Origin of the sequence: Bradyrhizobium sp. BWC-3-1, from assembly GCF_032917965.1 — a bacterium.
Classification (GTDB): Bacteria; Pseudomonadota; Alphaproteobacteria; order Rhizobiales; family Xanthobacteraceae; genus Bradyrhizobium; species Bradyrhizobium canariense_D.
Genome location: NZ_CP136625.1, coordinates 3,658,585 through 3,680,149, shown reverse-complemented (window position 1 = coordinate 3,680,149; position 21,565 = coordinate 3,658,585). Strand labels below are relative to the sequence as shown.

Sequence of the window (21,565 nt, the reverse complement as noted above, 5' to 3'; positions counted from 1 at the left end):
ATAATCGTTTCCGATGCGCGAAGTTCTGGCCGGCCGTCAAGCAATCGGTCCGCTGCCGTGCCAAGGAGAAACTGCAGCGACCAATCGGGCACCCGGCCATTGGGAAACGCACCGCAGATCCACGCGTGCACATCCAGGCAATGCTATTAAATGCCTCGGCCGACGAACTTCATTCGTTGCTCGCACCAGAGGCAAGCTCACGATCCAGGCCTTGAGGACCAGGTCAGGTTTCTCCCGACGAGCCTTCACCTTCAGCCCGACTGTGAGGGGGCCCGCGCCCGCCCCACATGTTGGTGAATAGCCGTTCCAAGGAGACGCGAAATGTTGAGCAACGAACTCGAAAACGTCGTGCCGACGCACAGTCCGACGCCATCTCTCCAACGGTCACGAGAGCGCGATCAGACGCCGCACGCGCACCACGCAAATAACGACCTGGTCCGTCGCCTTCCCCACTCATCACGGCGCCGGCTGGTCGAGCTCTGCGACGAGGTAACACTGAGACCGAGACAAATGCTCCAGGAGCGCAATCTACCATTGCAGCATGCCTATTTTCTGGAACATGGCGCGGCCTCGCTGACCGCCAGGGCCGGAGACTGCCTCCCCGTCGAGATACAGACTGTTGGAGCGAAGGATTTCATCGGCATCCCCCTGATCCTTGGCATGCGCGTTTCCCCTCACCGTTGCATGGTTCAGGTTCCCGGGAGAGCCTTGCGCATCGAGGCCGATGCTTTGATCGAGCTGGTGAGAGGGGATGTCGAGATCCAAAAGCTGTTGCTGCGCTACGTACAGGCCATTCTGATCCAAAGCTCGCAGCTGGCTGCATGTAACTCGCGTCACAGCCTGCAACAACGATTGGCTCGGTGGCTGCTCGTTGCAGAGGATAAATTATTCTCCCGCGAAATCCCGCTCACGCATCGGTGCATGGCACAGGCCCTTGGAGTTCGGCGCGCAGGTATCACCTCGACAATGGGCGAAATGGAAGCGCGAGGCATCATCAAGCGAGGCCGCGCTCAGGTCGAGATTCTGGATCAGTCGCAACTCGAGCAATTGTCCTGCAATTGCTATCGCGTGATTTTATCTGCACATGAGATTTCTCTCAACGCAACCAACACTCGGCGGAGTGATTGAAAACGGCGACGAGCTTGCTTACGCGATCACTGGCCTATGCGCCGGGCGTGTGCTGCTGGCCGACGTTGGTGGTATATGCCGTACCCCGTCGTCGTGCATACTCAGCTGCGTCATAGCTACGCCATGTGTACAGAGTTCCTTGGCTTAAAAGGCTGAGGGGCCCGCGCGCCGAAAATGTGCTCGCCTTGTCCGGTTGCGTACCGAATTCAGACCGGCGCAGCGAACGCTGCGTGTCTTTCCTCGTTAGTCATCGCACGCTACCCGGGAATGACGAGGAGCTCTGCCTGCAGAAGCCACGCTCAGCCGGCGCCGGGTGTTGCCCGATCTGCGCCCGCCGAATCCGTAGCGAGCCTTGCGGGATAGCCAGGAGCCAGTCGCCAGCTTGCCGAATTCCAACGTCTCCAGTGCAACGACTATCCTTGGGCAGTACGGTACCTTCGCGCGCGTTGCGCCGCTGTTGTTCGTTCTGCTCACCCCAATGGGGGAGTATGTCTTTCACCTGTCTCCGATCTGGATATTCGGATCCGGTGTTTTCGCAATAGCTGTACTCGCCGAATGGATTCGCGTAGCAACTGACCAGCTCTCCTCCCACACCGGGCCCGCTGTAGGCGGTCTCCTGACCGTCAGTCTCGGAAGCTTGGCCGAGCTCATTCTTGCACTGTTTGTTCTCGCGCGCGGCCATGTCGAGGTGGTCCACGCCCAGATCACCGGGTCAATAGCGGCGACCTGCTTGCTGGGGCTGGGTCTAGCCATCGTCGCCGGCGGGTTTAATCGCGAGCGCCAAAGCTTCACCCAAGCGCGCGCTGGGTTGTTGTCGAGCATGCTCGTTCTGTCGGTGATCGCTCTCATTCTACCCGCAGTGTTCGACTACACGGGTCGCAGCATCCGTCATGTCAATAACGTTAGTGCCTCCGACGAGCTGCTTAGCCTGGCTGTGTCCGTAGTGCTGCTAATTCTCTACTCCGGAAATCTTGTCTTCACCCTCATCACCCACCGGAATGTCTTCGCGACCAATGAGGAAGCTTCGGCTAAACCGGAGTGGTCGGCAACCACATGCTTGATCGTGTTACTGGCGTGCACCGGCGGGGCGGCCCTGCAGAGCGAATTTGTTTCCGGCGCCCTGACTGAAGCGGCCAAATCAACGGGTGTGACACCACTCTTTCTTGGCGTCGTCGTGCTCGCTCTTGTGGGCACCAGCTCGGACATTTTTGCAGCCGTTTGGTTCGCCCGGCGCGACAGGATGGGCCTTGTGATGACGCTCTGCATTGGATCCGCCATTCAGATTGCGCTGGTGGTTGCTCCGCTTCTCGTCATTTTCTCCTGGGTGATCGGGAAGCCGATGACCCTTGTATTCCAAAACCCCGTCGACCTCTTTTCTATCGCCGGCACTGCGTTCATCGTGAATGCCATCACCAGAGACGCCGAGACCACCTGGTTCGAGGGCGTACTGCTGATTGGAGTTTACGTCGTCTTGGCCCTTGCATATTACTTTTCTTGAAGTGGAACGCCGAGATGGGCTCAACATCGGCAACCGTTCTAGCTCCAAAGTAGTTGCGTGTTGACCGATCAGAGCCACGGCCGGACGTGCTGAGCGCCCGTTGATCAGCGCTAAAGAATCACCTCCCCCGCAAAGAAGGCGAGGAGCACGAACACCAGAAAAATCGCAACGGCTGCGAAAAATAGCCACTTGGCGATGGTGGATGCACCAGCGGCGATTCCGCTGAACCCGAGCAATCCGGCTACGATCGATATCACAAAGAAGATCAACGCCCACTTCAGCATGCCAAGCTCCTACGGCCTTCGTTACAGTTGAGGTATGCACAAGTTCGACTCGGAATTGCCACCTTCGAAGGTGCTCTCGGACTCTCGGCGACAATCGCTCTGGGCATTCGGCGTTCCGATAAGAACCTTTATGCCCGGCAGTGGTCGGTGCGGCTGCGTACGCGCTGCGCCAGACGCCAAGCGAATTGGAATGTTGGTTCACGACCGGACAGTCATCAGGTCCCAACGTCTTTTTGATCAGTGGATGCGACTTATCTTCGTCTTAGCTTCAATGAGCGAGGCAGTCCCAAATGCACTTTCGTTCTGATTGCGTCCTTCTTCCCTGGCTGGCCCTCGCCACCGCACTCGTGCTCGGTCACGCTACCCCAGCGGCCGCACTCGAATGCCCCGTTTACCATCCGAGCGATACCGACGCTGCGATGAAGGAAACAAGAGCTCAAACGGAGAGCTTCTCCGCAATGCTTGCGGCGCGCGGCGATCGTGCAACACACAGCATTGTCAAAAGCGTACGCATGGCTCATCCGAATGCGTCGGCAGCAGAGATCACCAATTTTGTATTGACCCTCTACTGCCCTCTGGTGCGACACAACGCAGCTTTGTCCGAAGATCAGAAGCGAGCGCGCCTCAAGGCATTTTCGGCTGAGCTCATGGAGCAAGTCTCGCGGTAGCGTTGCTGCCGCAACGATACCGGCGCTTGTCGCGGCGTCTACGGACCTACGCTATACCAGTCCCGCGGCGAGCCGTGCACAAGCGCATGGCGACACAAGCGATCAACCACATCACGAATTGGAATCGGCTTTTCAACCACGTACCGGGCAAATCGGCTGGGTATGACTTCGCGGCTATATCCCGTGTAAATCAGAAAGGGGATCCTTCTGTTCAAAAGGAGATCGGCGAATCCAAACGAGGCCTGCCCGTGCAGGTCGACGTCAAGAAGCGCCGCATCGATAGCTGCGTTAGCCGCTGCATGGAAAGCAGGGCTTAGTTCTGCAAACGGGCCAATTGGTTGATGACCGCTGCGTCGGATCTCGACCGCGAGATCGTCGGCGATGAAGTATTCGTCTTCGATTATGGCTATTCGCATTGGGACTCCAATGACCTTGGCGGCAAGCCCCGCGAGTCTTGCTTATCGTATGGATGATGCCGCGGTGATCAACCCGGAGCCGGATTGCAGACCGCATAAGTTGGTCCGCTGCCGCACGGGGCCAGTGGTGCTTCGACCGGAGCCTTGCCGCTGCTGCAGGAAGCAGGTGCTCCCGGCCGGGTACACATACGTACCAACTGTCTCTGCAACGGCACCGCAGCTCGCGCATTTTCTTCAGGTAATGAAAACCGCGGAGATGAGTTTATGAAAGCAAACAGATGGTACGTTGCCGTCGCCGTATTGGCGCTCGCGATTCCGGTCGGGACTACTGCGCAAGCCGCACCTATGTTGGCCGCGAGCGGGATGGCCAAGAACCACGCAAGCCTGGTGGAAGTTCAATGGAGGCATGGCCCCCACCATGGTTGGCATCGTCATCACTGGCGTGACGGATACCGGCACCGATATAGCCGCGGCTGGGGTCCAGCGTTAGGTGGCTTCGTGGCAGGTGCGGCGATTGGAAGCGCCGTCGCCAACAGCCGGGCGCAAGCTGCCGAGAACAACGCCTACTGCTCCCAGCGATACAAGTCGTACGACCCGACCTCCGGGACTTACATGGGATACGACGGCATACGGCATCCATGTCCCTGAGCAAGACGGCGTTCTGCCGGCGCGGGCCGTTACGAACGCCATCAACTTTTGAACTCGAGCAAGGAGATCCATACATGAAAGCGACCTCATTCTTGGCGGCGGCAGCTCTTGTCGGCGCATCATCGCTTGCGATGGCGCAAAGCGCTCCGCAAGCTACCGGTCCCGTGGACCATAGCGCCGTGCAGAACTCGAGCCGCAATCAGTCGGCTGACCAACGCGCTGAAAACAGCGTGGCAAACAAGGGGGGCAACAAGGCGGACGCGGTCCAGTCCGACCCTGGTCAGGCGAGCACTCGGCAACAGATGGTCAACGACCTGCAACAGGCAGGTTTCACCGACGTCAAGGTACGGCCGCAGTCGTTCCTGGTGGAGGCCAGGGATCGATCAGGAAATCCGGTGACAATGTTCGTTGGTCCAAATACGTTCGCCGAGGTGAAAACGGTCGGCGCTAACGCGCAGAAGTCGTCTTCGAATTCAAACTCATCCAGCAACAGCGCTAACGCAACCTCGGATCGCCCGGGCGGAGCCTTCACGTCGGTGCCGCCGAAGGACGGCCTGAGCTCGCAGTTGATGGGTCTGCAGGTGTACAACAACGCCAAACAGGACATTGGCACGATCAAGGACGTCGCGCTAAACGAGAACGGCATCGACGGCTATATCCTCTCGGTGGGAGGGTTCCTGGGCATTGGCGACCACTACGTTGCAGTGCGGCCTTCGGCAATCAATCTGAAGTTCGATCATGCGGCCAACAAGTGGACCGCGACCATGGACACGACGGCCGACCAGTTGAAGTCGGCGCCTGAATTCAAGTACCCCAGCAACGGGTAATCTTCTGAGGTGGAGCGGTTGGGCGGAACCGCTCCACCTCCCGGCTGTTGGTTCCAGGTTCGATGTGGTTATACGGCTCAAAATATGCTCGCCCGCGCTGAAAAACTGCTGGCCGACCTTGGCGAGACATTCTGGCTGGTGCCTATGCTCATGGTGCTTTGCAGCCTGATCGGCGCCTTCACCCTCGTTCATATTGACCAGAGCAACACAGTCTACCTCTCAAATCTACAGAGTTGGATGTACGACGGCGGCGCGACCGGCGCTCGCACCCTGCTCGGCACCGTAGCCGGCGCGACGATCGGTGTCGCTGGAACCGTGTTCTCGATCACTATTGCCGCGTTGTCTCTCGCTGCAGGTCAGATGGGGCCGCGACTGCTGCGCAATTTCACTCGCGATCGCGGCAATCAACTCACGCTGGGGATGTTGCTCGGCACCTTCTGTTACGCTCTCGTCGTGCTGAGAAGCATCCGGACAGAGCCCGAGGGGGGCTTCGTCCCTCATCTATCGTTGAGCGTTGGAATTCTGCTGGCATTGGCTTGTGTGGCGATGCTCGTCTACTTCGTTGGTCACGTCGCCGGCCGGATCAACGTGGAAACTGTCGTCGAACTCGTCAGTGAAGACCTCCGCAGCGCTATGCGCCAGCTAACGGTCCAGGATCCGCAGCCGAAGCCTCCGCCGGGCGAGTACTGGATCGGCTCCCTGCCCCTGAAGGATTTGCGGCGCGGTTATCTGCAGCATCTGGACGAAGAGGGCCTGGCCACCTGGGCGGCCAAGCATAGAGCCACCATTCGGCTGTTGATCGGCCCCGGCGACTATGTTTTTCCGGGGGCGACCATCGCTCTGGTTAATCCTCCCGTCGACGGTGCCGAAGCCGCTATCCGGAATGCGACGGCGCTGGGCGCAACAAGCAGCATTTCTTCCGACCTGCGCTTCGCCGTTCGCCAACTCGTTGAAGTCGCGGTGAGGGCGCTTTCGCCCGGCATCAACGATCCCCACACCGCCCTCTCGGTCCTGGATCGGTTGGGTGCGGCGCTCTGCGATCTCGTACCCCTGCATCTGCCATCAGGAGTGTCGATCAGAGGAAGCCAGCCGGTGCTGGTGGTGCCGCATGTGCAATACGATCAACTGCTCGGGACGATGTTCCATATGATCCGGCAAAGCGCAGGCGCCCAGCCTGCAATATCGATCCGAATGATCGAGGTGATGACCCAGCTCGCAAGCTGCGAGCGCGATGCCAGCCGGCTCTCGGCGCTCTCCCACCACGCGGATCTCGTCCTTGCGGACGCTCGTCGCCTGATTGCCGCTCGCAGCGACAGGGAGGATGTCGAACGCCGACATCAGCTGTTTGCCCTGATGGTCCGGGCAGGTCCGATGGGGCAATTCACTGAACAGGTCTTGCCTTTGCCGAGCGACGATGATCCGCCAAAGGTTATCGCTGAGACAGTCGCCTTCCGATCTCAGCGTTGAGTTCGGCGCCACCAGGATGGAATAGGCGGCGACCCAGAGTCATGTCATCAACAGGGCAACTGCGCCGAGCGAGCCGCAGGTCTTTATGATAGGCAGCGAGACGTATTCACACACGTTGAGAATGCGTATGACCCCGAAATTAGGATAGCGGAGCAGAAACGAACTGTCCATCTGAGGGTCGCTTGAGCTCATCGCCTCCCCGAGACCAACGGCGCTCCGCGGTCCGGAAGCGTACCCGCAAATGTGGGAACCAAAGAGACGGACGCACTCTTGGATCTGGAGCAAAGTTATCAACAGATGACGAGTAACCGGCATGGCTCAGAGATATCGCGCAGCAGATTGGGCGGCATTCACTCTCGGAGGAGTCATGGTTCTGATCGGCCTCGTGCTCGGGGCCGGCGGTGCTTGGCTGCTTTGGTTGGGAGGCTCCTTCTATTATCTGCCCAGCGGAATCGTCCTGATCGTCTCGGGTCTCCTGTTGGCCCGCCGGCGCGTTGAAGGCGCATGGCTTTACCTTCTGCTCTTCCTGCTCACCCTCGCCTGGGCGTTCTGGGAAGTTGGCGCCAACGGTTGGGCGCTGGTGCCCCGGACTGTCGGGCCGGCCATTTTGCTGATCGCCGTCCTGGCGCTCACGCCGAAGCTTCGCCCCATTCGCCACCAGTATGAAGCTGCGGCCACGATCGCCGCGGGGCTTGTACTGCTGGTAGCCACAACTGTGTTGATGACCGGGGCTTTTCGGCCGGCAAGCGCCGCTCCTCGCGTAATGCCGTCTCCGACCGTCGCGATGACCGATCCTTCGCCTCTGAAGACTGGCGCAGATTGGTCTGCCTATGGCGGCAGCTACAGTGCGCGCCGCTATTCGCCGCTCGACGAGATCAACTCGACGAACGTCGCCAAGCTCACCAAGGTCTGGACCTTTCACACGGGCGACTTGCCTACCAAGAATACAAAGGGCACATACGGCGCAGAGAACACGCCGCTGAAGGTGGGGGATAACCTCTACGTCTGCACGCCCAAGAACATCGTTATCGCCGTCGACGCCAGGACCGGCAAGCAGATCTGGCGATTTGACCCGCGCGTCCCGGACGAGTTCATTCCGTACACCGCGGCTTGCAGAGGCCTTGCATATTACGAACTGTCCAATGCCGATCAGGGCGCGGCCTGTGCCAGCCGCATCATCGAAGGCACGCTCGACGCACGCCTGATCGCAATCGATGCGAAGACCGGCAAGCGTTGCGAGGCATTCGGATATGACGGACAGGTCGACACAGCGACGGGCGTCGGCCGGCACGATCCCGGCATGTTCGCGATTACCTCGGCGCCGACGATCGTTCGCGGCGTCATCGTCATCGGGCACGAAGTGCTCGACGGGCAAAAGCGGGACGCGCCCTCGGGTGTGATCCAGGGATACGACGCACAAACCGGCGCATTGCGCTGGGCCTGGGACATGGCCAAGCCGGATGCAAGCGCACCGCCGCAGGTTGGACAAACCTATACCAGGGGCACGCCCAATATGTGGACGACCGCCTCCGGCGACGAGGAGCTTGGACTCGTCTATCTGCCGCTTGGGGTTTCCGCCGTGGATTACTGGAGCAGCAGCCGCTCGGATCGCGAGAAGGAGTTCGCGACATCGCTGGTCGCGCTAGATGTTACGACCGGCAAGCCCGCCTGGCATTTCCAGACCGTGCACAATGATGTCTGGGACTACGATCTCGGCTCTCAAGCGACGCTGATCGACTTCCCGACGGACAATGGCGCGCCGGTGCCGGCGCTGGTGTTGCCGAGCAAGCGCGGCGACATTTTCGTGCTCGACCGCCGCACGGGCAAGCCGCTCGTCGGCGTCGAAGAGAGGCCGGTGCCGCAAGGCGGCGTGGAGCCTGCGCAGCGCGCCAAAACCCAGCCATTCTCGCTTTATCACACCTTGCGAAAGGCCGATCTCACAGAGCAGGATATGTGGGGTATGTCGCCAATCGACCAGATGATCTGCCGTATCCAGTTTCGTCAGGCGAGCTACAAGGGCATCTTCACGCCCCCCACCGCCAGCCCGCACTGGATTGAATATCCAGGCTATAATGGCGGCTCCGATTGGGGCGGCATCGCCATCGATCCCGTACGCGACATCATCATTGCCAATTACAACGACATGCCGAACTATAATCGGCTGGTGCCGCGCGACGAGGCCAATCGTCTTGGTTGGGCGCCGCGGGACCAGGCGCGCGGCGAAATCGGGGGGCAGGAAGGCGCGGGCGATCCACAGCTCGGTTCCCCCTATGCGATCAACGTCAATGCCGGCTGGCGGCTACCCGGCACCGGGTTGTTGTGCAAGCAGCCGCCCTATGGCGGAATTCGCGCCATCGATCTGAAGACCGGCAAGACGTTGTGGGATCGTCCGTTGGGTGAAGCCCGGACGAACGGCCCGTTCGGGATCCCGTCGATGCTGCCGATCACGATTGGCACGCCTAACAATGGCGGCGCGGTCGTGACTGCCGGCGGACTTATCTTCATCGCAGCGACGACTGACAATCTGATCCGTGCCATCGACATCAAGACCGGAAAAACCGTCTGGAAGGACGTGCTTCCTGCCGGCGGCCAGGCCACGCCGATCACCTATGAGGCCGGCGGCCGCGAATATCTCGTCATCATGGCCGGCGGTCATCATTTCATGGAGACGCCGATCGGCGATTCCTTGATCGCCTACTCGTTGCCGAGCACCGGCCGCTGACGGCTGGTCGGCAGTCGAGAAAATACGACTTGCGAGGGGCAAGGGCCACTAAGAACGAGGAGAACAGCGCGAAGCTCTCCGCATCATGATCTTCCTAACCTACCTGATCCCTCCAACCTTGCTGTTCCTGCCATTGTCCCGGATCATCGCCGTGCTCGGTCTGCAAAACTCGATGTGGTCGCTGGTGTTGGTCTACCCGACGTACACGATCCCATTTTGCTCCTGCCTGTTAATGGGATTCTTCAAGGCGCTGCCGGTCGAGACCGAGGAGGCCGCAATCGTCGACGGCTTGCAGCCTTTTCGGCGCTTTCGTCAAGATGGCGATCCCGCTGTCGGTGCCGGCAATTTTGACGGGGTGATCTTTACGTTCACCTGACGATGCAGGAATTTGTCTACGCGCTGACCTTCGACTCGGCATCCGACCAAAAGCCGATCACGTTGGGTGTCTCGACCGACTTGATCCGCGGCGATGTGTTCTTCTGGGGTGAGAGATCATGGCTTGGGCGTCGTGCTTAACGCCTCAACCCGCAAAGGTCACGACGGCCCCTGGTCGCGGCTTTCCTGGATTGAAGGATGCAGCTTGGCGTCCCTCACGCGGATGCCGACGCCCCGCTCGGCGTTGTGTTCGTCCATCAGAAACTCGACACCCATCTCCTGCAGACAATCGACGAGTGCCTTGAGAGTACGGTCATGGGGAATGCGACCACCATTCTCGATGTGCGCGATCGTTCGCTTCGCCACCTTGGATGCGAGGGCAAGTTCAGCCTGAGAGATCTCCAGCCAGACGCGCGCCGACGCAATTTGCCTTCCGTTAACCATTATTGTGCATTCCTGGTGCACTTGTGCGCCAAATGCGCTAGGGTCCTGTCAACGCAACGAACGAGGACCCTGATGACCTTCCCCGACGCCGACGGCCAGCCGAACGTGATCACCTCTGCGGAGCCCGCTTCCGCCGACGACATGCCCATCTCCACCCCCTGCTCCGAGGCTCCTGCCGAATCCGCCGATCGCGCTTCGGTCTACGGACGCTACATCAGCAGCGCGGCCTGGCAAACCAGCCCGGCCCGCCTGGCGGAGCTCGAGGCCTCCGGACACCGGTGCCGGCTGTGCTTCGCCTCGCGCCGGGAGGCGAGGCTGGAGGTGCACCACCGCACCTGCTGCGAAGCCGCAGAGGACCTGACGACCCTCTGCCATCCCTGTCACCTCGGCGTCACCGGCATGGAGCGCTTCCGCAAGTACGCGCGGTCACCCTTCAAGCCGCCGCCGCCCACCCCGGCGGCGCCGCCGCCTCCCGCCCTCTTCGACTACCGCTCGCCCCTGGAGATCGCCTAATGAGCATCGCGCACATTTCCCTCCGCCTCGTCGGCATCGGCCCCATGCTGATGCGCAACTCGCGCCTGGGCGATCCTCTCGATCCCTTGGCCAGGCAGATCGCGGCCGTGACCGACAAGCGCGAGAGGACCGAAGCCGACCATCTGAGGGTGGCGGAGTTGGAATTCCACGGTTCGCTGTACCTGCACAACGGTGCCCCTTGCCTGCCGGCGAACATGATCAAGAGCGTCTGCGTGGACGGTGCCAAGGCGACGAAGATGGGCAACACCACCAAGGCCGCCTTCCGTGCCGACGGCCCGGCCCTCCTGGACTACGACGGGCCAAAGACCGCGCCGGAGTTGTGGAAGGACGAGCGGTTCCGTTATCGCACGACCGTCAGGATCCGTAGCAGCGGTTCACTCACCGTCAGGACGCGGCCCATGTTCGACGGCTGGAGCGCCGTCATCCACGGTACGTTCCTGCCCTCGCTGCTCGACCACGAAGACATCGTCGCGTTCTACCGCGTGGCCGGCTTGTACGGCCTCGGCGACTACACCCCCGAGTTCGGCCGCTTCCAAGTCGAGGAAGTGCTCAAATAGCTCCCCGTGCCGGGGCGTGGCCCGGCGAGGCATGGCATGGCCCGCCGTGGATCTTCAGCAGAATGATCCGCGCAACATCATCAATCGCAACGAACGCGCAGTTGGCTGCGCGATCGGTGGAGGTCGACCTGAAGAACTACGACGACGACGAACGGCACGATCCAGCCCGCCGCCACGGCTCCGGCCGGCCCCGCGTGCTGAGCTACTGGCGGACCGTCCCCGCCGAAGAGTTCGACAACGCCTTCAAGGCGGAGGTGACGGCCTTCGTGCGCGGTACGACCACCACGATCCCGGAGTGGCGCCGCGCGATCGCCGGCGACACCGCGGCCGCCATCGCCATGGTGATCGACTGCAAGTCGCCCGACGCCATCGGCATCAAGGTCGACTTCGCGATGACAGTTCTGCTGGCCTGCGCCTTCGACGACCCGGCTGCAGCGCTCGTGCTCTCCATCAAGCTTCGGCAGATGCCGCTCGCGGCCCGGCTACGCGAGCAGCTCGCCATCTCGTGGCTGGTGGCGAACATGCTGTCGTGCCTCAAGCGGTCCACGCCGCCTCGGAAGGGGCAGCAGGTCTGACCTTCAGCAGGGCTTGCGATCAGCGCTTCCCCGTTCGCGTCGTCGGTGACTTGGACACCGCTGGCGTCGGGCTGCAAGTCGTTGGCCATCGCCGGCGAACAACACCGACCTCAACCTCAGCCGAACCCCAAGGTGATGACCTGACGATGTCTCCTACCCTGCCGAAGATCGCCGTGGCGCCGGACAGCGTCGCCGCCTCCAACGACACGACGCCGTCCAAAGACGTCGCGGGCATGGGTCCGCTGGAGCTCGAGGTCTATCGGGATGACTGGCGGGACGCTGCGCAATTCAGGCTGCGTGCCGCTTTCGTGAAGGCGATGAAACGAAGTGGCACGCCTCCGAAGAATGGAGGCAAGGGCCGAAGAAGGGCGCCGTCGACGGCTTCGGACCGGCTGTCGTTCTCGCAACTCAGCCGCCGACATGCCATCGAGCTGCTCGACGGCGAGGAGGTGGAGACGTTTCCCGACAGGCCCAAGCCCGGTCCCGCATACCCGGTGACCGCTGCCAAGGTCGCGGCGCGCCTCCTCCTCGCCCGCCTGTTCGACGGTCGCAAAGACGCGCTCGATCGGCTGAAGCTTGCGGCGCCGGTGGTCGCCATCGACGTCGCCGAGCGCGAGCTGCTGCAGGCCGTGATCGGCAACTGGCAGAACGTCCTCTTTCCGGAAGGCGTGCGGGTGATGGATACCGGTAACTTGGGCCGGCGGGAGGATTTCGACGTGGTCAGCCTGACCATGACCCAGCCTCCCAAGACCAAGGGTACGAGCGACTTCGAGAAGGAGGCACTCTCCGCTATATGCCTGGGGCTTCCTTTCATCGCGATCTCGCCCGACGCCGAATCGCATCTGCCGGCCGTGGTGCTGAAGGCGGACCCGATCAGGCTGGTGTTGCCGCCCATCGATGCTCGCATCGTCGCGCTGGCGATCCGCGTGGTCACCGGCAAACCTTGTCGCGACCTGCTGGAGGAGGATGCCGCACGCTTACTCACCGCCACCGATCTCTCGATCGGCATCAGGTTCGACCGGTCGCCGGAGGAATGCCTCGCCCAGCTCAAGCGCCTCGTTGCCCTGAAGCGGGCGCCGGCGTCGGTTCGGGCCATCTCGCTCGACGACCTGCACGGAATGAACGAGGCGGTGAGCTGGTCAAAATCGGTACTCACGGATCTGAAAATGTGGAAAGCGGGTATGCCGTGGTCGGCGATCGATGCCGGGGCGTGCCTGGTGGGACCGCCCGGCGTGGGCAAGACAACGCTCCCCCTGGCCATGCAACGCTCGGCCGCCGAAGAGGGCATCAAGCTCGAGGTGGCGTCTTGCTCGCACAGCCAATTTCAGGGCGCAGGGGAAGGCCACCTCGGCCACTTCCTTCGTGAAATGACCAATTTTTTCGCCGCCGCCAGGGCAAAGCCCCGGCCCGTTCTCGTTTTCATCGACGAATGCGATTCTTTCGCCGATAGATCCAAGTTGCGTCATTCTCACGCCGACTACGTTACCGCTTGCGTCAACGGTCTCATTTCCGAGCTTGATGGAATCTCGAGCGGCCGCGAAGGCGCCGCGACGTCGAATCGCGAGGGCCTGATACTGCTGGGAGCGTCCAACGATCTCAGCAGATGCGATCCCGCGATTCTCCGCTCGGGCCGGCTCAACCGCATCATTAGGATCGGTCTGCCCGACCTGAACGATCTGGAAAAGATGTATCGCTTCAGGCTCGGCGGTCGGCTCGTCCACGACGACCTGCAGGAGATCTGCATGTTGTCGCTCGGCAGCACCGGCGCCGACGTCGAACGCATCGTCAAGGACGCGCTACGCATCGCGCGCCATGCCTCGCGAGATCTGACGCTGTCGGACCTGCGCGCCGTGGTCTCGCCCGACGAGGACCGCGACTTCGATACGCAACGGCGAGTCGCGATCCACGAAGCCGGTCACATCCTCATGGACGTGCTTAATTTCGGCGCGCCGGAGAACGTATTCGCGAACATCGCGGCCGTCGGCCAGCGCCGCGGCGCCACGGTGCGCACCAAGTCTCCGCCGTTCGCAGGTACCTACTCGGACTATCGTCTTCGGCTGGAAACTCTGATCGCAGGACGCACCGCGGAGAGCTTGCTGCTGTCCGAACATTCGCACGGCTCGGGCGGTCGTAGGGGATCGGATATCCACCTCCTGACCACCACCGCCGCCGCCATGGTCGGCTCGCTTGGGCTGGCCGGTCCTGTACCGCTGCTGTTCTTCGGATCGCTCGACGACACCGAGGAGCTCATGAGCTATCCCGAAGTCAGACGGGCAGCGCACGAAGAACTTCAGAAGGCGGCCGAGAGCTGTATCGCCAAGCTGACTGCGCATCGTCCCGTACTTGAAGAGATCGTGAAGATCCTGCTGCAGGCGCGCCGCATCGACGGCCTCGCCGTCGCCGATCTCCTCGCAATGTCGAGGATTCGGTCATGAGCCTGCATTTTCCGATCGACATGGGCGACCGCGACCTGGAGGAGATCGCTGCCTTGCTTGAATCCTCGGGCCGGTTTCGGGTTCTGAGGCGGCTGGCGGAGCCTGCCCCCGCTCCGGTGCCAGCCGACCTCTTTCGACGGGGGCTTTTCGTCGACGTGGAGACGACCGGGCTCGACGCAGGCAAGGATACCGTCATTGAGCTCGCGATGGTGCCGTTCGGCTACCGCGCCGACGGCGAGATCGTCTGGGTCGGCCAAGCCTACTCGGGCTTGCGCGATCCCGGTTTTCCCATCCCCGAGGCCGTGTCGCGCCTTACGGGCATTACCGACGCCGCCGTGAAGGGCATGTCGATCGACGCCGCCACCGTCGAGGCCGCCGCACGCGAGTGCGCCGTGGTCGTCGCGCACAACTGCGCTTTCGATAGAGCCTTCTGCGAGCGACTTTGGCCCGTCTTCAGAGACAAGCCTTGGGCCTGCTCGCTCAAGGAGATCGACTGGTCCGCCGAGGGGTTCGAAGGAGCGAAGCTAGGACAGATCGCCGCCGGCTTCGGCTTCTACTTCGATTCACACAGGGCCGCGGACGACTGCTACGCCGGCGTCGAGGTCCTCCGACGCAAGCTTCCGCGGAGCGGCTCGACAGCGTTCGCGACGCTGCTCGCGTCGGCGCGACGGACGACCGCGCGCATATCGGCCGGCGACACTCCGTTCGCCGCACGAGAAGCGCTGAAGCAACGAGGATACAGATGGCATCCCGGCTCGCCCGATAGGCCGAAATGCTGGTTCGTCGAGCTTGGCGAAGAGGACGTCGTGGCAGAGATCGCGTTCCTTCGGGAGCGCGTCTACAGAAAACCGAATCCCGATATCTCTTTTGTCAAGTTGACCGCCTACGAACGCTACTCCGATCGGATGCTGAGCGATGTTCGGAAAGTCGGTGATCAGGCGGAAAGCCTCTCCGCGAGATCCAGTTCATGACCCACACCGCCGCCCGACGACTGCTAGGCCGTGTTGAAGATCCTGGCGCGCAACCTTCGATCGGGCTCGACGTTCCAAGCGTCGCATCAGGGTCATCGACGCCCCGTTCGCGATCAATGATCTAGTCAATCAGCCTGGACACCGTTGGAGCGACGGTGCCGACGGGCGCCCCAAGTCGTTGTACGCGGACGCCGACGTTCACAACGCCGAGCTCAACTATCTTCGGAAGATTTTCCAAAGAGAAGGCCCCGATATGCCGTCCACACGATCAACTAGCGGAGTTATGGCCAACAGACCACACGCGCCATATTTGCAAATGTAACGAACCAGTACAACCCCACGCGAGGACAAGCCGTAGGACAAGCCCTTCCGCGTGCCGAAGAGCTGCTGTCGATCGCTAGACATTCTGCTCGGAGATGACTTGGCCGGTGCCGCTTCCGATTGGCTAGTGAGCGTCTCCCAAGAGCCAACCCAACAGGCGAGCACGGAGGCCGCCAAGCTGGCGAACCTTGATGAAGCCGAGCACCTCGGGGCGGCCCCAGGCCGCGGCAGCCGCCTCCAGCAAGCCCTTCGCTGAGCCGTCCGATATGTCGTCAGCATGACAGAGAAGACTTTCTAGGACCGACATAAATTGGTCATTGGTCTTCGCCGCGCAGCAGAGGTCTTCAAGAAGCATAGGACGCGTAGCGTGGATCGCGGCGATCCTGGCTAAGTCTCCCCGCTTGATCAGCTCGATGATTGAGGAGGCATCCACCCCTGATGCGATGAGCAGCTGGGCGAGTTCGAGCAAAGACTCGCTCGAAACGATGGACAGGATGGTCGAACGCAGATTCTTGCTGTCCTTCTGGTCGGTGACGATCGCCTGCGCCACGGCGTAGACCGTGTCCTTTGCTTCCTGGTCCATTGGCACTTCGACAACGTATTGCTCGAAACCTTTGGCTTTCCGCTCCGCTCGGTACTCTCGCTTTTTCGTGGCTGCGTCAGAAACCCTCGTCTTTGCTCGAGCTACACGAACATAGGCGGTGGTCCGCTCCAGCCCGAGTTCAGCGACCTTCTCGTCGAATTGAGCTTCGTCACAGGTATCCGAACCCGGACCGTCATCAGCGGTATCAGGACCAAGCTTCGAGGTGGATTGGGCGCCGACATGGACTCTCATTTCGCAGGACTAGTCCGAGGACTAGTCTCCCTGTGCTCGGCCATTGAGACGCCAATCGCATCGCGCAACGACAACGATACGCGTCAATTGACGTCCCGAGGGCGTCGATTCAGGTGATTTTCATAAGGGTGCACGAGGCGTCCCGAGGAGAAGGCTAGGTCTAGATGGAGAAGCCTTCACCGCCTTCGCCACGAAGTGGCCCCGGGTCCGGAGGTCCGGCAGCCTCTCCAAGCTGCACAACCACGCTCCAACGTGGCGGACACGTCAAAGATAATCGGCGCTCACCCAAAAACAGCTTCGACGACAGAACATCGTTAAATCGCGTTAACCGCTGCCTCTTTTCCAAACGACGTGGCCTGGTTTCCCAAGCGTTGCTTCAGAGATCCTGCGACGATCCGTAGTTTCGCAAGGGTGGCGGCGCCGACAACTTCGGTTCAGCCGGCGTCCCGACCTTGGCGAATAAGTGTGTGCGCTCGGTCCAGTTTGGCTATGGATACTCGGGCACCACGGCAAAACGTAAAGTCGGTCTTGACCCCATCGACCTGCTCGGCCATCATCTCCCTCAGCTCTCCCAAACGCTCAAATGCCCACCGAACGGTCGGCTTTACCCTTCCCTGCACAAATGCAGTGGAAAACTTTTTGTCCGTTTGCCGCTCAAATGTTGACAGCACCTGAAGCGCTCGGGGCTCGTCAACTAATTTGCTGCGTCTGAGAAATTTGCCGAACAGCAAGGGAACCTGCGAAGATCGAGCCCGTGCCAAACGGCAGGAGGACGGGTTGGATCAGCATTCGATCAGCGAGATCAGTGAGCCTGGGGACACCCCGCAGCACGTGCCAGAGCAGGCGACGGCTCCTGGCATGGCTGCCCTCCCCCTGCCCTTCGCTTTTCCTAGATTAAGGCACGTTGATCGCCCTGACGAAGAACACGAGCGCCCACAGGGCGCTGCCGACGTGGCGCCGTCCCTTCGCAAAACCGACGCATCGAACGATTCTTCTGAGGCTCAGCGAACGCCATTGCCGCCCAATCCCTTTGAACTCGGCGCCGAGAACAACACCGGGCTCGACATCTTCCGGCATGTGGCTCTGGCTGACATCATAATGGGGAACCGGCTACGCGGCGTGGTCAAGGCCTCGGTCTCGAAATTGATGGATTCGATTGCGGAGAGCGGCCTCATCCATCCGGTCGTCGTCCGGCCGGACCCGACCGACGCAGACAAGTTTGTACTCGTTAGCGGGATGCAGCGGATCAACGCGGCGAGGAATCTCGGACACCACGAGATACTTTGCCGCGTGGTTGCTCTCGACGATAGCAATGCGGAGTGGTGGAAGGTCGAGGCAGTTCTGGCGAGGGCGAACCTTGGCCCTGCCGACGAAGCTCGATACATGGCCCGCCGCCGCGAGTTATACGAACTGCGGCACGGGAAGGGCAATGGCCAGGCCAAAGGCGCGGCCGCCGCCAATGCCCGACAAGGACGGCGACACGCTGCCGCCATGTTGGCGCGAGCGTCTTTTTCGGAGGATACCGCCAATGAGACGGGGCGATCGCAGCGTACTATTCAGCGGGCGATTCAGCGAGCTGACCGTATCGGCTCCGCCACGCTGACGCGGGTCGCCGGGACTGCTCTCGATGCTGGGGCCGAGCTCGACGCCCTGCCGCACCTCCCGCCGGCGACCCAGGAGTGGCTCATCGAACAGGCCGCAGCTGGAGCCCAGGTTTCTGCGATGCAGGCGCGAAGGGAAATGCGCGCGTCATCCACGGCAAAAGGCCGGGAGGCGACGGAACCCTTGTCGTTGTCGGCCGACGCCGAAATCGACTCTTCCGACCTCTCAGCACTGAAGGAGGCTTGGCTTGGGGCGTCGAGCACGGCTCGTGAGAAGTTCCTCGCGTGGATCGAGGCCTCTTCCCAATGAGCTTGCGCGCATATGAGTGGGCGTGGAAACAGAGCGTCAGTCCAACTAAAAAGTTGGTCCTCTTGGAGCTCTGCGATCACCATAATGAACAACGCGGCGACAACGATGTCTGGCCGAAACAAGACACCATTGCAGAGCGCACGGGCTTCACCTCACGGGCAGTGAATTCTGCGCTGAAGGCGTTAGAATCGGAGGGGCTCATCGAACGTCGGCCGCGATACCTTAACCGCAAACGCACCTCTGACGTGATTACCATTCTCATCGACCGAAACGAGGTGGTGTCGGCAGCCACACAAACCCCAAATCCCGGTCCTTCCTCCCCCGCGGTACCGGAAGAAGGTTCAGGTAGCAACCAGAAGGAGATTCCGGATGCTACCGGAACCACGTTCACCGTAATCGGTAAGGATCAACCAGCAAGACTGAATCAACCAGTAGTCTTCTTCCCGGAATACTGGGAACCCCACCGTCCGGATCTCGACGCGTGGAACTACGCAGCCAGAACCATAGTAGAGATTTCCGTCCAACTCGGCACCGCTATCGATTGGGATTCACCTGGCATCCAAAACCTGTGGCCCGTCGTCGAATGGCTAAAGCGCTTGGGAGATCAAATGGTGACGTCGTCCCTGATTAAGGTCGGCGCGCGGGCCGTGAAAAGCAACACGAAGATCAGGTCGTGGAAGTACTTCGAAGCTGAGATATCACAAGCTGGTGCTTAGTTCATGGCGTCCGATCGGGCTATCACGTCTTCGCAACGGATGCCTCTCTCGAGCCGCTGCAAGTAAATTGCAGGGCGGACGCAGATCCCAGTGACCGACGCGCTCGTTGACCCCTCCACGCCGACACCCGCCGCCGTTTTGAGCAGCAGCTGGCCAAGGAAGCGGACTTCGGCCGCCGTAAGGCTCAGCTGCGCGAGGCGCAGAGCGAGCTCAGCAAGGCGCGCGAGACCATCGACGAGCAGGTGGCGACGAAACTGAAGGCGGAGCGCTTCTCCATCGCGGAGGCCGAGGCCAGGAAGGCGCGACTTGCCCTGGCCGACGAAATCACCGCGCGCGACCGGCAGCTGACGGACATGCAGCAGTTGCTGGCGACGAACACCGAGAAGCTGGCCGTGGCGCAGAAGGCTCAGGCGGATGTGTTGCGCAAGGAGCGCGAGCTGGACGACGCCAAAGCGCGGCCGCTTCCTGTGGCCATCGTCGACTGATGGCGTGGTGACAATCACCCCAGCCCAGCTTGGCTACCTGCTGGAGGGCATCGACTGGCGGATGCCGCAACATACCTGGCGACCGCAGGCGGCTGGCTGATCGCTGGGATTTGAATCGGTGGCATGATCAGCGGTCCGGACAGAGACCGCGCCTTGTGATTCTCTGGTCGGCGATGGCCGCCGATGATTCTCTTCCCGACGATGTGACCACGCTGCAGGCGATGCTGCGCGCCGAGCGAGCGGCCCGGTTGGCCGCGGAAGCCGAGGCCCAAGCGGGGACCTTGCTGATCGAGAAGCTCAAGCTCACGATCAAGAAGCTCCGGCACGAGCAGTTCGGACAGTCCTCCGAGCGAGGCGCATTGCTGGACCAACTCGAGCTACAGCTCGCCGACCTGGAGGAGACCGCGGCTCAAGCTGAGACCGCGGCGCAGATGGCAGCCGAGAAGATTGCGGTGCCATCGTTCGAGCGCCGCAAGCCAGCCCGTCGGTCGCTGCCGGAGCATTTGCCGCGGGAGCGCATTGTCTATCCGGTGCCGGCCACCTGCCCATGCTGTGGCGACAGCCGATTGCGCAAGATTGGCGAGGACGTAACCGAGACGCTGGAGCTCGTTCCGCGCCAGTGGAAGGTGATCCGGCACGTGCGCGAGAAGCTCGTCTGCCGGGCCTGCGAAGCGATCAGCCAACCGCCGGCCCCCTCGCATCCGATTGCGCGCGGGCGTGCAGGGTCCAAGCTGCTGGCCCATGTCCTGTTCGCCAAGTATGGCCTGCACCTGCCGCTTCATCGTCAGAGCGATGTCTACCAGCGTGAAGGCATCGACCTCGACGTATCGACGCTCGCGGACTGGGTAGGTGCCTCCGCGGCAACCCTGATGCCTTTGGTCGATGCGATCCGGAGCCACGTCTTCGCAGCCGAGCGCATCCACGCAGATGACACCACGGTGCCGGTCCTGGCCAAGGGCAAGACCCGGACTGGCCGGCTCTGGACCTATGTGCGCGACGACCGTCCGTTTGCCGGCCCAGATCCGCCGGCGGCCGTGTTCTTCTTCTCGCCCGACCGTGGCGGGGCGCATCCGGAGCAGCATCTGGCGAGCTATGCCGGACTGATGCAGGCCGACGCCTACGCCGGCTTTGGCAGGCTCTACGAGGCCAATCGCAAGGGCGGCCCGATCATCGAGGCCGCGTGCTGGGCGCACGGCAGGCGCAAGTTCTTTGATCTCGCGCGGCTCAGCAAGGCGCCGATCGCCGCCGAGGCGGTCAAGCGCGTCGATGTTCTGTTCGCCATCGAACGTGAGATCAACGGTCTCACTGCGCAGGAGCGTTTGCGTGTGCGCCAGGAGCGTAGCCGCCCCCTGATCGTCGAGCTGGAGGCGTGGTTGCGCGAGCAGCGCGCCAAGCTCTCGAGGAACAACGACACGACCAAAGCGATCAATTACTGCCTCAGCCGCTGGGATGCATTTAGCCGCTTCATTGATGACGGACGACTTTGCATGTCGAACAATGCTGCTGAGCGTGAGCTACGGGCGGTCGCCGTGGGGCGAAAAAATTGGACCTTCGCCGGGTCCGATGAAGGCGGACGGCGCGCGGCTGCCATCTACAGCCTCATCGCCACCGCCAAGCTCAATGACATCGACCCGCAGGCTTGGCTCGCCGACGTGCTGGCGCGCCTACCGGATCATCCCGCCAAGCGCATCCAGGAACTCATGCCCTGGAATTGGCGACCTCAGAACGTCGCTCAGGCCGCATAAGCG

At 61.6% G+C, this 21,565-nt stretch carries 22 protein-coding genes; 18 read left to right on the top strand and 4 right to left on the bottom strand.

Annotated features, from left to right (window positions below; translation table 11 throughout):
* Positions 1–321 precede the first annotated feature (321 nt).
* Together RX329_RS17660 and cax are read left to right on the top strand one after the other, a co-directional pair.
* The gene (locus RX329_RS17660) at positions 322–1,128 is read left to right on the top strand and encodes a Crp/Fnr family transcriptional regulator (protein WP_085384160.1); all 807 of its coding nucleotides are present in this window, start codon (positions 322–324) and stop codon (positions 1,126–1,128) included.
* A 382-nt stretch (positions 1,129–1,510) separates the two neighbouring features.
* Positions 1,511–2,626, top strand: a complete 1,116-nt coding sequence (gene cax / locus RX329_RS17655) for a calcium/proton exchanger (RefSeq protein WP_244561221.1) — start codon at positions 1,511–1,513, stop codon at positions 2,624–2,626.
* A gap of 110 nt (positions 2,627–2,736) precedes the next feature.
* On the opposite strand, the gene RX329_RS17650 is transcribed toward cax, so the two are convergent.
* Positions 2,737–2,910, bottom strand: coding sequence for a DUF1328 domain-containing protein (locus RX329_RS17650; protein ID WP_007607434.1), 174 nt, complete (start codon positions 2,908–2,910; stop codon positions 2,737–2,739).
* 290 nt (positions 2,911–3,200) lie between these two features.
* Here RX329_RS17650 and RX329_RS17645 point away from each other — a divergent pair, with 290 nt between their 5' ends.
* The gene (locus RX329_RS17645; protein WP_143273849.1) at positions 3,201–3,578 is read left to right on the top strand and encodes a hypothetical protein; all 378 of its coding nucleotides are present in this window, start codon (positions 3,201–3,203) and stop codon (positions 3,576–3,578) included.
* Positions 3,579–3,616: 38 nt separating this feature from the next.
* Here the strand turns inward: RX329_RS17645 and RX329_RS17640 are convergent, their stop codons facing one another.
* Entirely contained in the window at positions 3,617–3,994 is a 378-nt protein-coding gene (locus RX329_RS17640) for a response regulator (RefSeq protein ID WP_143273848.1), read from the bottom strand.
* A 264-nt stretch (positions 3,995–4,258) separates the two neighbouring features.
* Between RX329_RS17640 and RX329_RS17635 the strand changes: the two genes are divergently transcribed.
* From RX329_RS17635 to RX329_RS17615, 5 genes are all read left to right on the top strand, one after another.
* Positions 4,259–4,642, top strand: a complete 384-nt coding sequence (locus tag RX329_RS17635; protein WP_085384158.1) for a BA14K family protein — start codon at positions 4,259–4,261, stop codon at positions 4,640–4,642.
* A gap of 74 nt (positions 4,643–4,716) precedes the next feature.
* Positions 4,717–5,469, top strand: a complete 753-nt coding sequence (locus RX329_RS17630) for a PRC-barrel domain-containing protein (RefSeq protein ID WP_085384157.1) — start codon at positions 4,717–4,719, stop codon at positions 5,467–5,469.
* A gap of 84 nt (positions 5,470–5,553) precedes the next feature.
* Positions 5,554–6,936: a DUF2254 domain-containing protein gene (locus RX329_RS17625; protein ID WP_085384156.1), complete on the top strand. Its 1,383-nt coding sequence runs from the start codon at positions 5,554–5,556 to the stop codon at positions 6,934–6,936.
* A gap of 367 nt (positions 6,937–7,303) precedes the next feature.
* Positions 7,304–9,658, top strand: a complete 2,355-nt coding sequence (locus tag RX329_RS17620) for a membrane-bound PQQ-dependent dehydrogenase, glucose/quinate/shikimate family (RefSeq protein WP_244561220.1) — start codon at positions 7,304–7,306, stop codon at positions 9,656–9,658.
* A gap of 85 nt (positions 9,659–9,743) precedes the next feature.
* Entirely contained in the window at positions 9,744–10,034 is a 291-nt protein-coding gene (locus tag RX329_RS17615) for an ABC transporter permease subunit (RefSeq protein WP_198957605.1), read from the top strand.
* A 158-nt stretch (positions 10,035–10,192) separates the two neighbouring features.
* Here RX329_RS17615 and RX329_RS17610 read toward each other — a convergent pair whose 3' ends face one another.
* Positions 10,193–10,477: a helix-turn-helix transcriptional regulator gene (locus RX329_RS17610; protein ID WP_085384153.1), complete on the bottom strand. Its 285-nt coding sequence runs from the start codon at positions 10,475–10,477 to the stop codon at positions 10,193–10,195.
* A 72-nt stretch (positions 10,478–10,549) separates the two neighbouring features.
* On the opposite strand from RX329_RS17610, the gene RX329_RS17605 reads away from it, so the two are divergent.
* The 5 genes from RX329_RS17605 (at position 10,550) to RX329_RS17585 (ending at position 15,549) form a co-directional block, all read left to right on the top strand.
* Complete coding sequence (locus tag RX329_RS17605; protein ID WP_317246187.1) at positions 10,550–10,990, top strand: hypothetical protein; 441 nt, start codon at positions 10,550–10,552, stop codon at positions 10,988–10,990.
* Positions 10,990–11,568 carry a hypothetical protein gene (locus RX329_RS17600; protein ID WP_085384151.1) on the top strand — a complete coding sequence of 193 codons (579 nt, stop codon included), beginning with the start codon at positions 10,990–10,992 and terminating at the stop codon, positions 11,566–11,568. The genes RX329_RS17605 and RX329_RS17600 overlap by 1 nt, the downstream gene beginning before the upstream one ends.
* 62 nt (positions 11,569–11,630) lie before the next feature.
* The gene (locus RX329_RS17595; RefSeq protein ID WP_244561219.1) at positions 11,631–12,143 is read left to right on the top strand and encodes a hypothetical protein; all 513 of its coding nucleotides are present in this window, start codon (positions 11,631–11,633) and stop codon (positions 12,141–12,143) included.
* A 146-nt stretch (positions 12,144–12,289) separates the two neighbouring features.
* Positions 12,290–14,578 (top strand): AAA family ATPase, encoded by a 2,289-nt coding sequence (locus tag RX329_RS17590; protein WP_317246425.1) that lies wholly within the window; start codon positions 12,290–12,292, stop codon positions 14,576–14,578.
* The gene (locus RX329_RS17585; RefSeq protein WP_317246186.1) at positions 14,575–15,549 is read left to right on the top strand and encodes a 3'-5' exonuclease; all 975 of its coding nucleotides are present in this window, start codon (positions 14,575–14,577) and stop codon (positions 15,547–15,549) included. Before RX329_RS17590 ends, RX329_RS17585 begins: the two co-directional genes overlap by 4 nt.
* 445 nt (positions 15,550–15,994) lie before the next feature.
* Here the strand turns inward: RX329_RS17585 and RX329_RS17580 are convergent, their stop codons facing one another.
* Positions 15,995–16,705, bottom strand: a complete 711-nt coding sequence (locus tag RX329_RS17580) for a hypothetical protein (protein WP_317246185.1) — start codon at positions 16,703–16,705, stop codon at positions 15,995–15,997.
* Positions 16,706–17,482: 777 nt separating this feature from the next.
* On the opposite strand from RX329_RS17580, the gene RX329_RS17575 reads away from it, so the two are divergent.
* From RX329_RS17575 to tnpC, 5 genes are all read left to right on the top strand, one after another.
* Entirely contained in the window at positions 17,483–18,616 is a 1,134-nt protein-coding gene (locus RX329_RS17575) for a ParB/RepB/Spo0J family partition protein (protein ID WP_317246184.1), read from the top strand.
* Positions 18,613–19,332, top strand: a complete 720-nt coding sequence (locus RX329_RS17570) for a helix-turn-helix domain-containing protein (protein WP_317246183.1) — start codon at positions 18,613–18,615, stop codon at positions 19,330–19,332. Before RX329_RS17575 ends, RX329_RS17570 begins: the two co-directional genes overlap by 4 nt.
* A 242-nt stretch (positions 19,333–19,574) precedes the next feature.
* On the top strand, positions 19,575–19,817 hold the full coding sequence (locus RX329_RS17565) for a hypothetical protein (RefSeq protein ID WP_317246182.1): 243 nt from the start codon (positions 19,575–19,577) through the stop codon (positions 19,815–19,817).
* On the top strand, positions 19,747–19,917 hold the full coding sequence (gene tnpB / locus RX329_RS17560) for an IS66 family insertion sequence element accessory protein TnpB (RefSeq protein ID WP_317246181.1): 171 nt from the start codon (positions 19,747–19,749) through the stop codon (positions 19,915–19,917). The genes RX329_RS17565 and tnpB overlap by 71 nt, the downstream gene beginning before the upstream one ends.
* A 73-nt stretch (positions 19,918–19,990) precedes the next feature.
* Complete coding sequence (tnpC, locus tag RX329_RS17555; protein ID WP_317246424.1) at positions 19,991–21,562, top strand: IS66 family transposase; 1,572 nt, start codon at positions 19,991–19,993, stop codon at positions 21,560–21,562.
* Positions 21,563–21,565 lie beyond the last annotated feature (3 nt).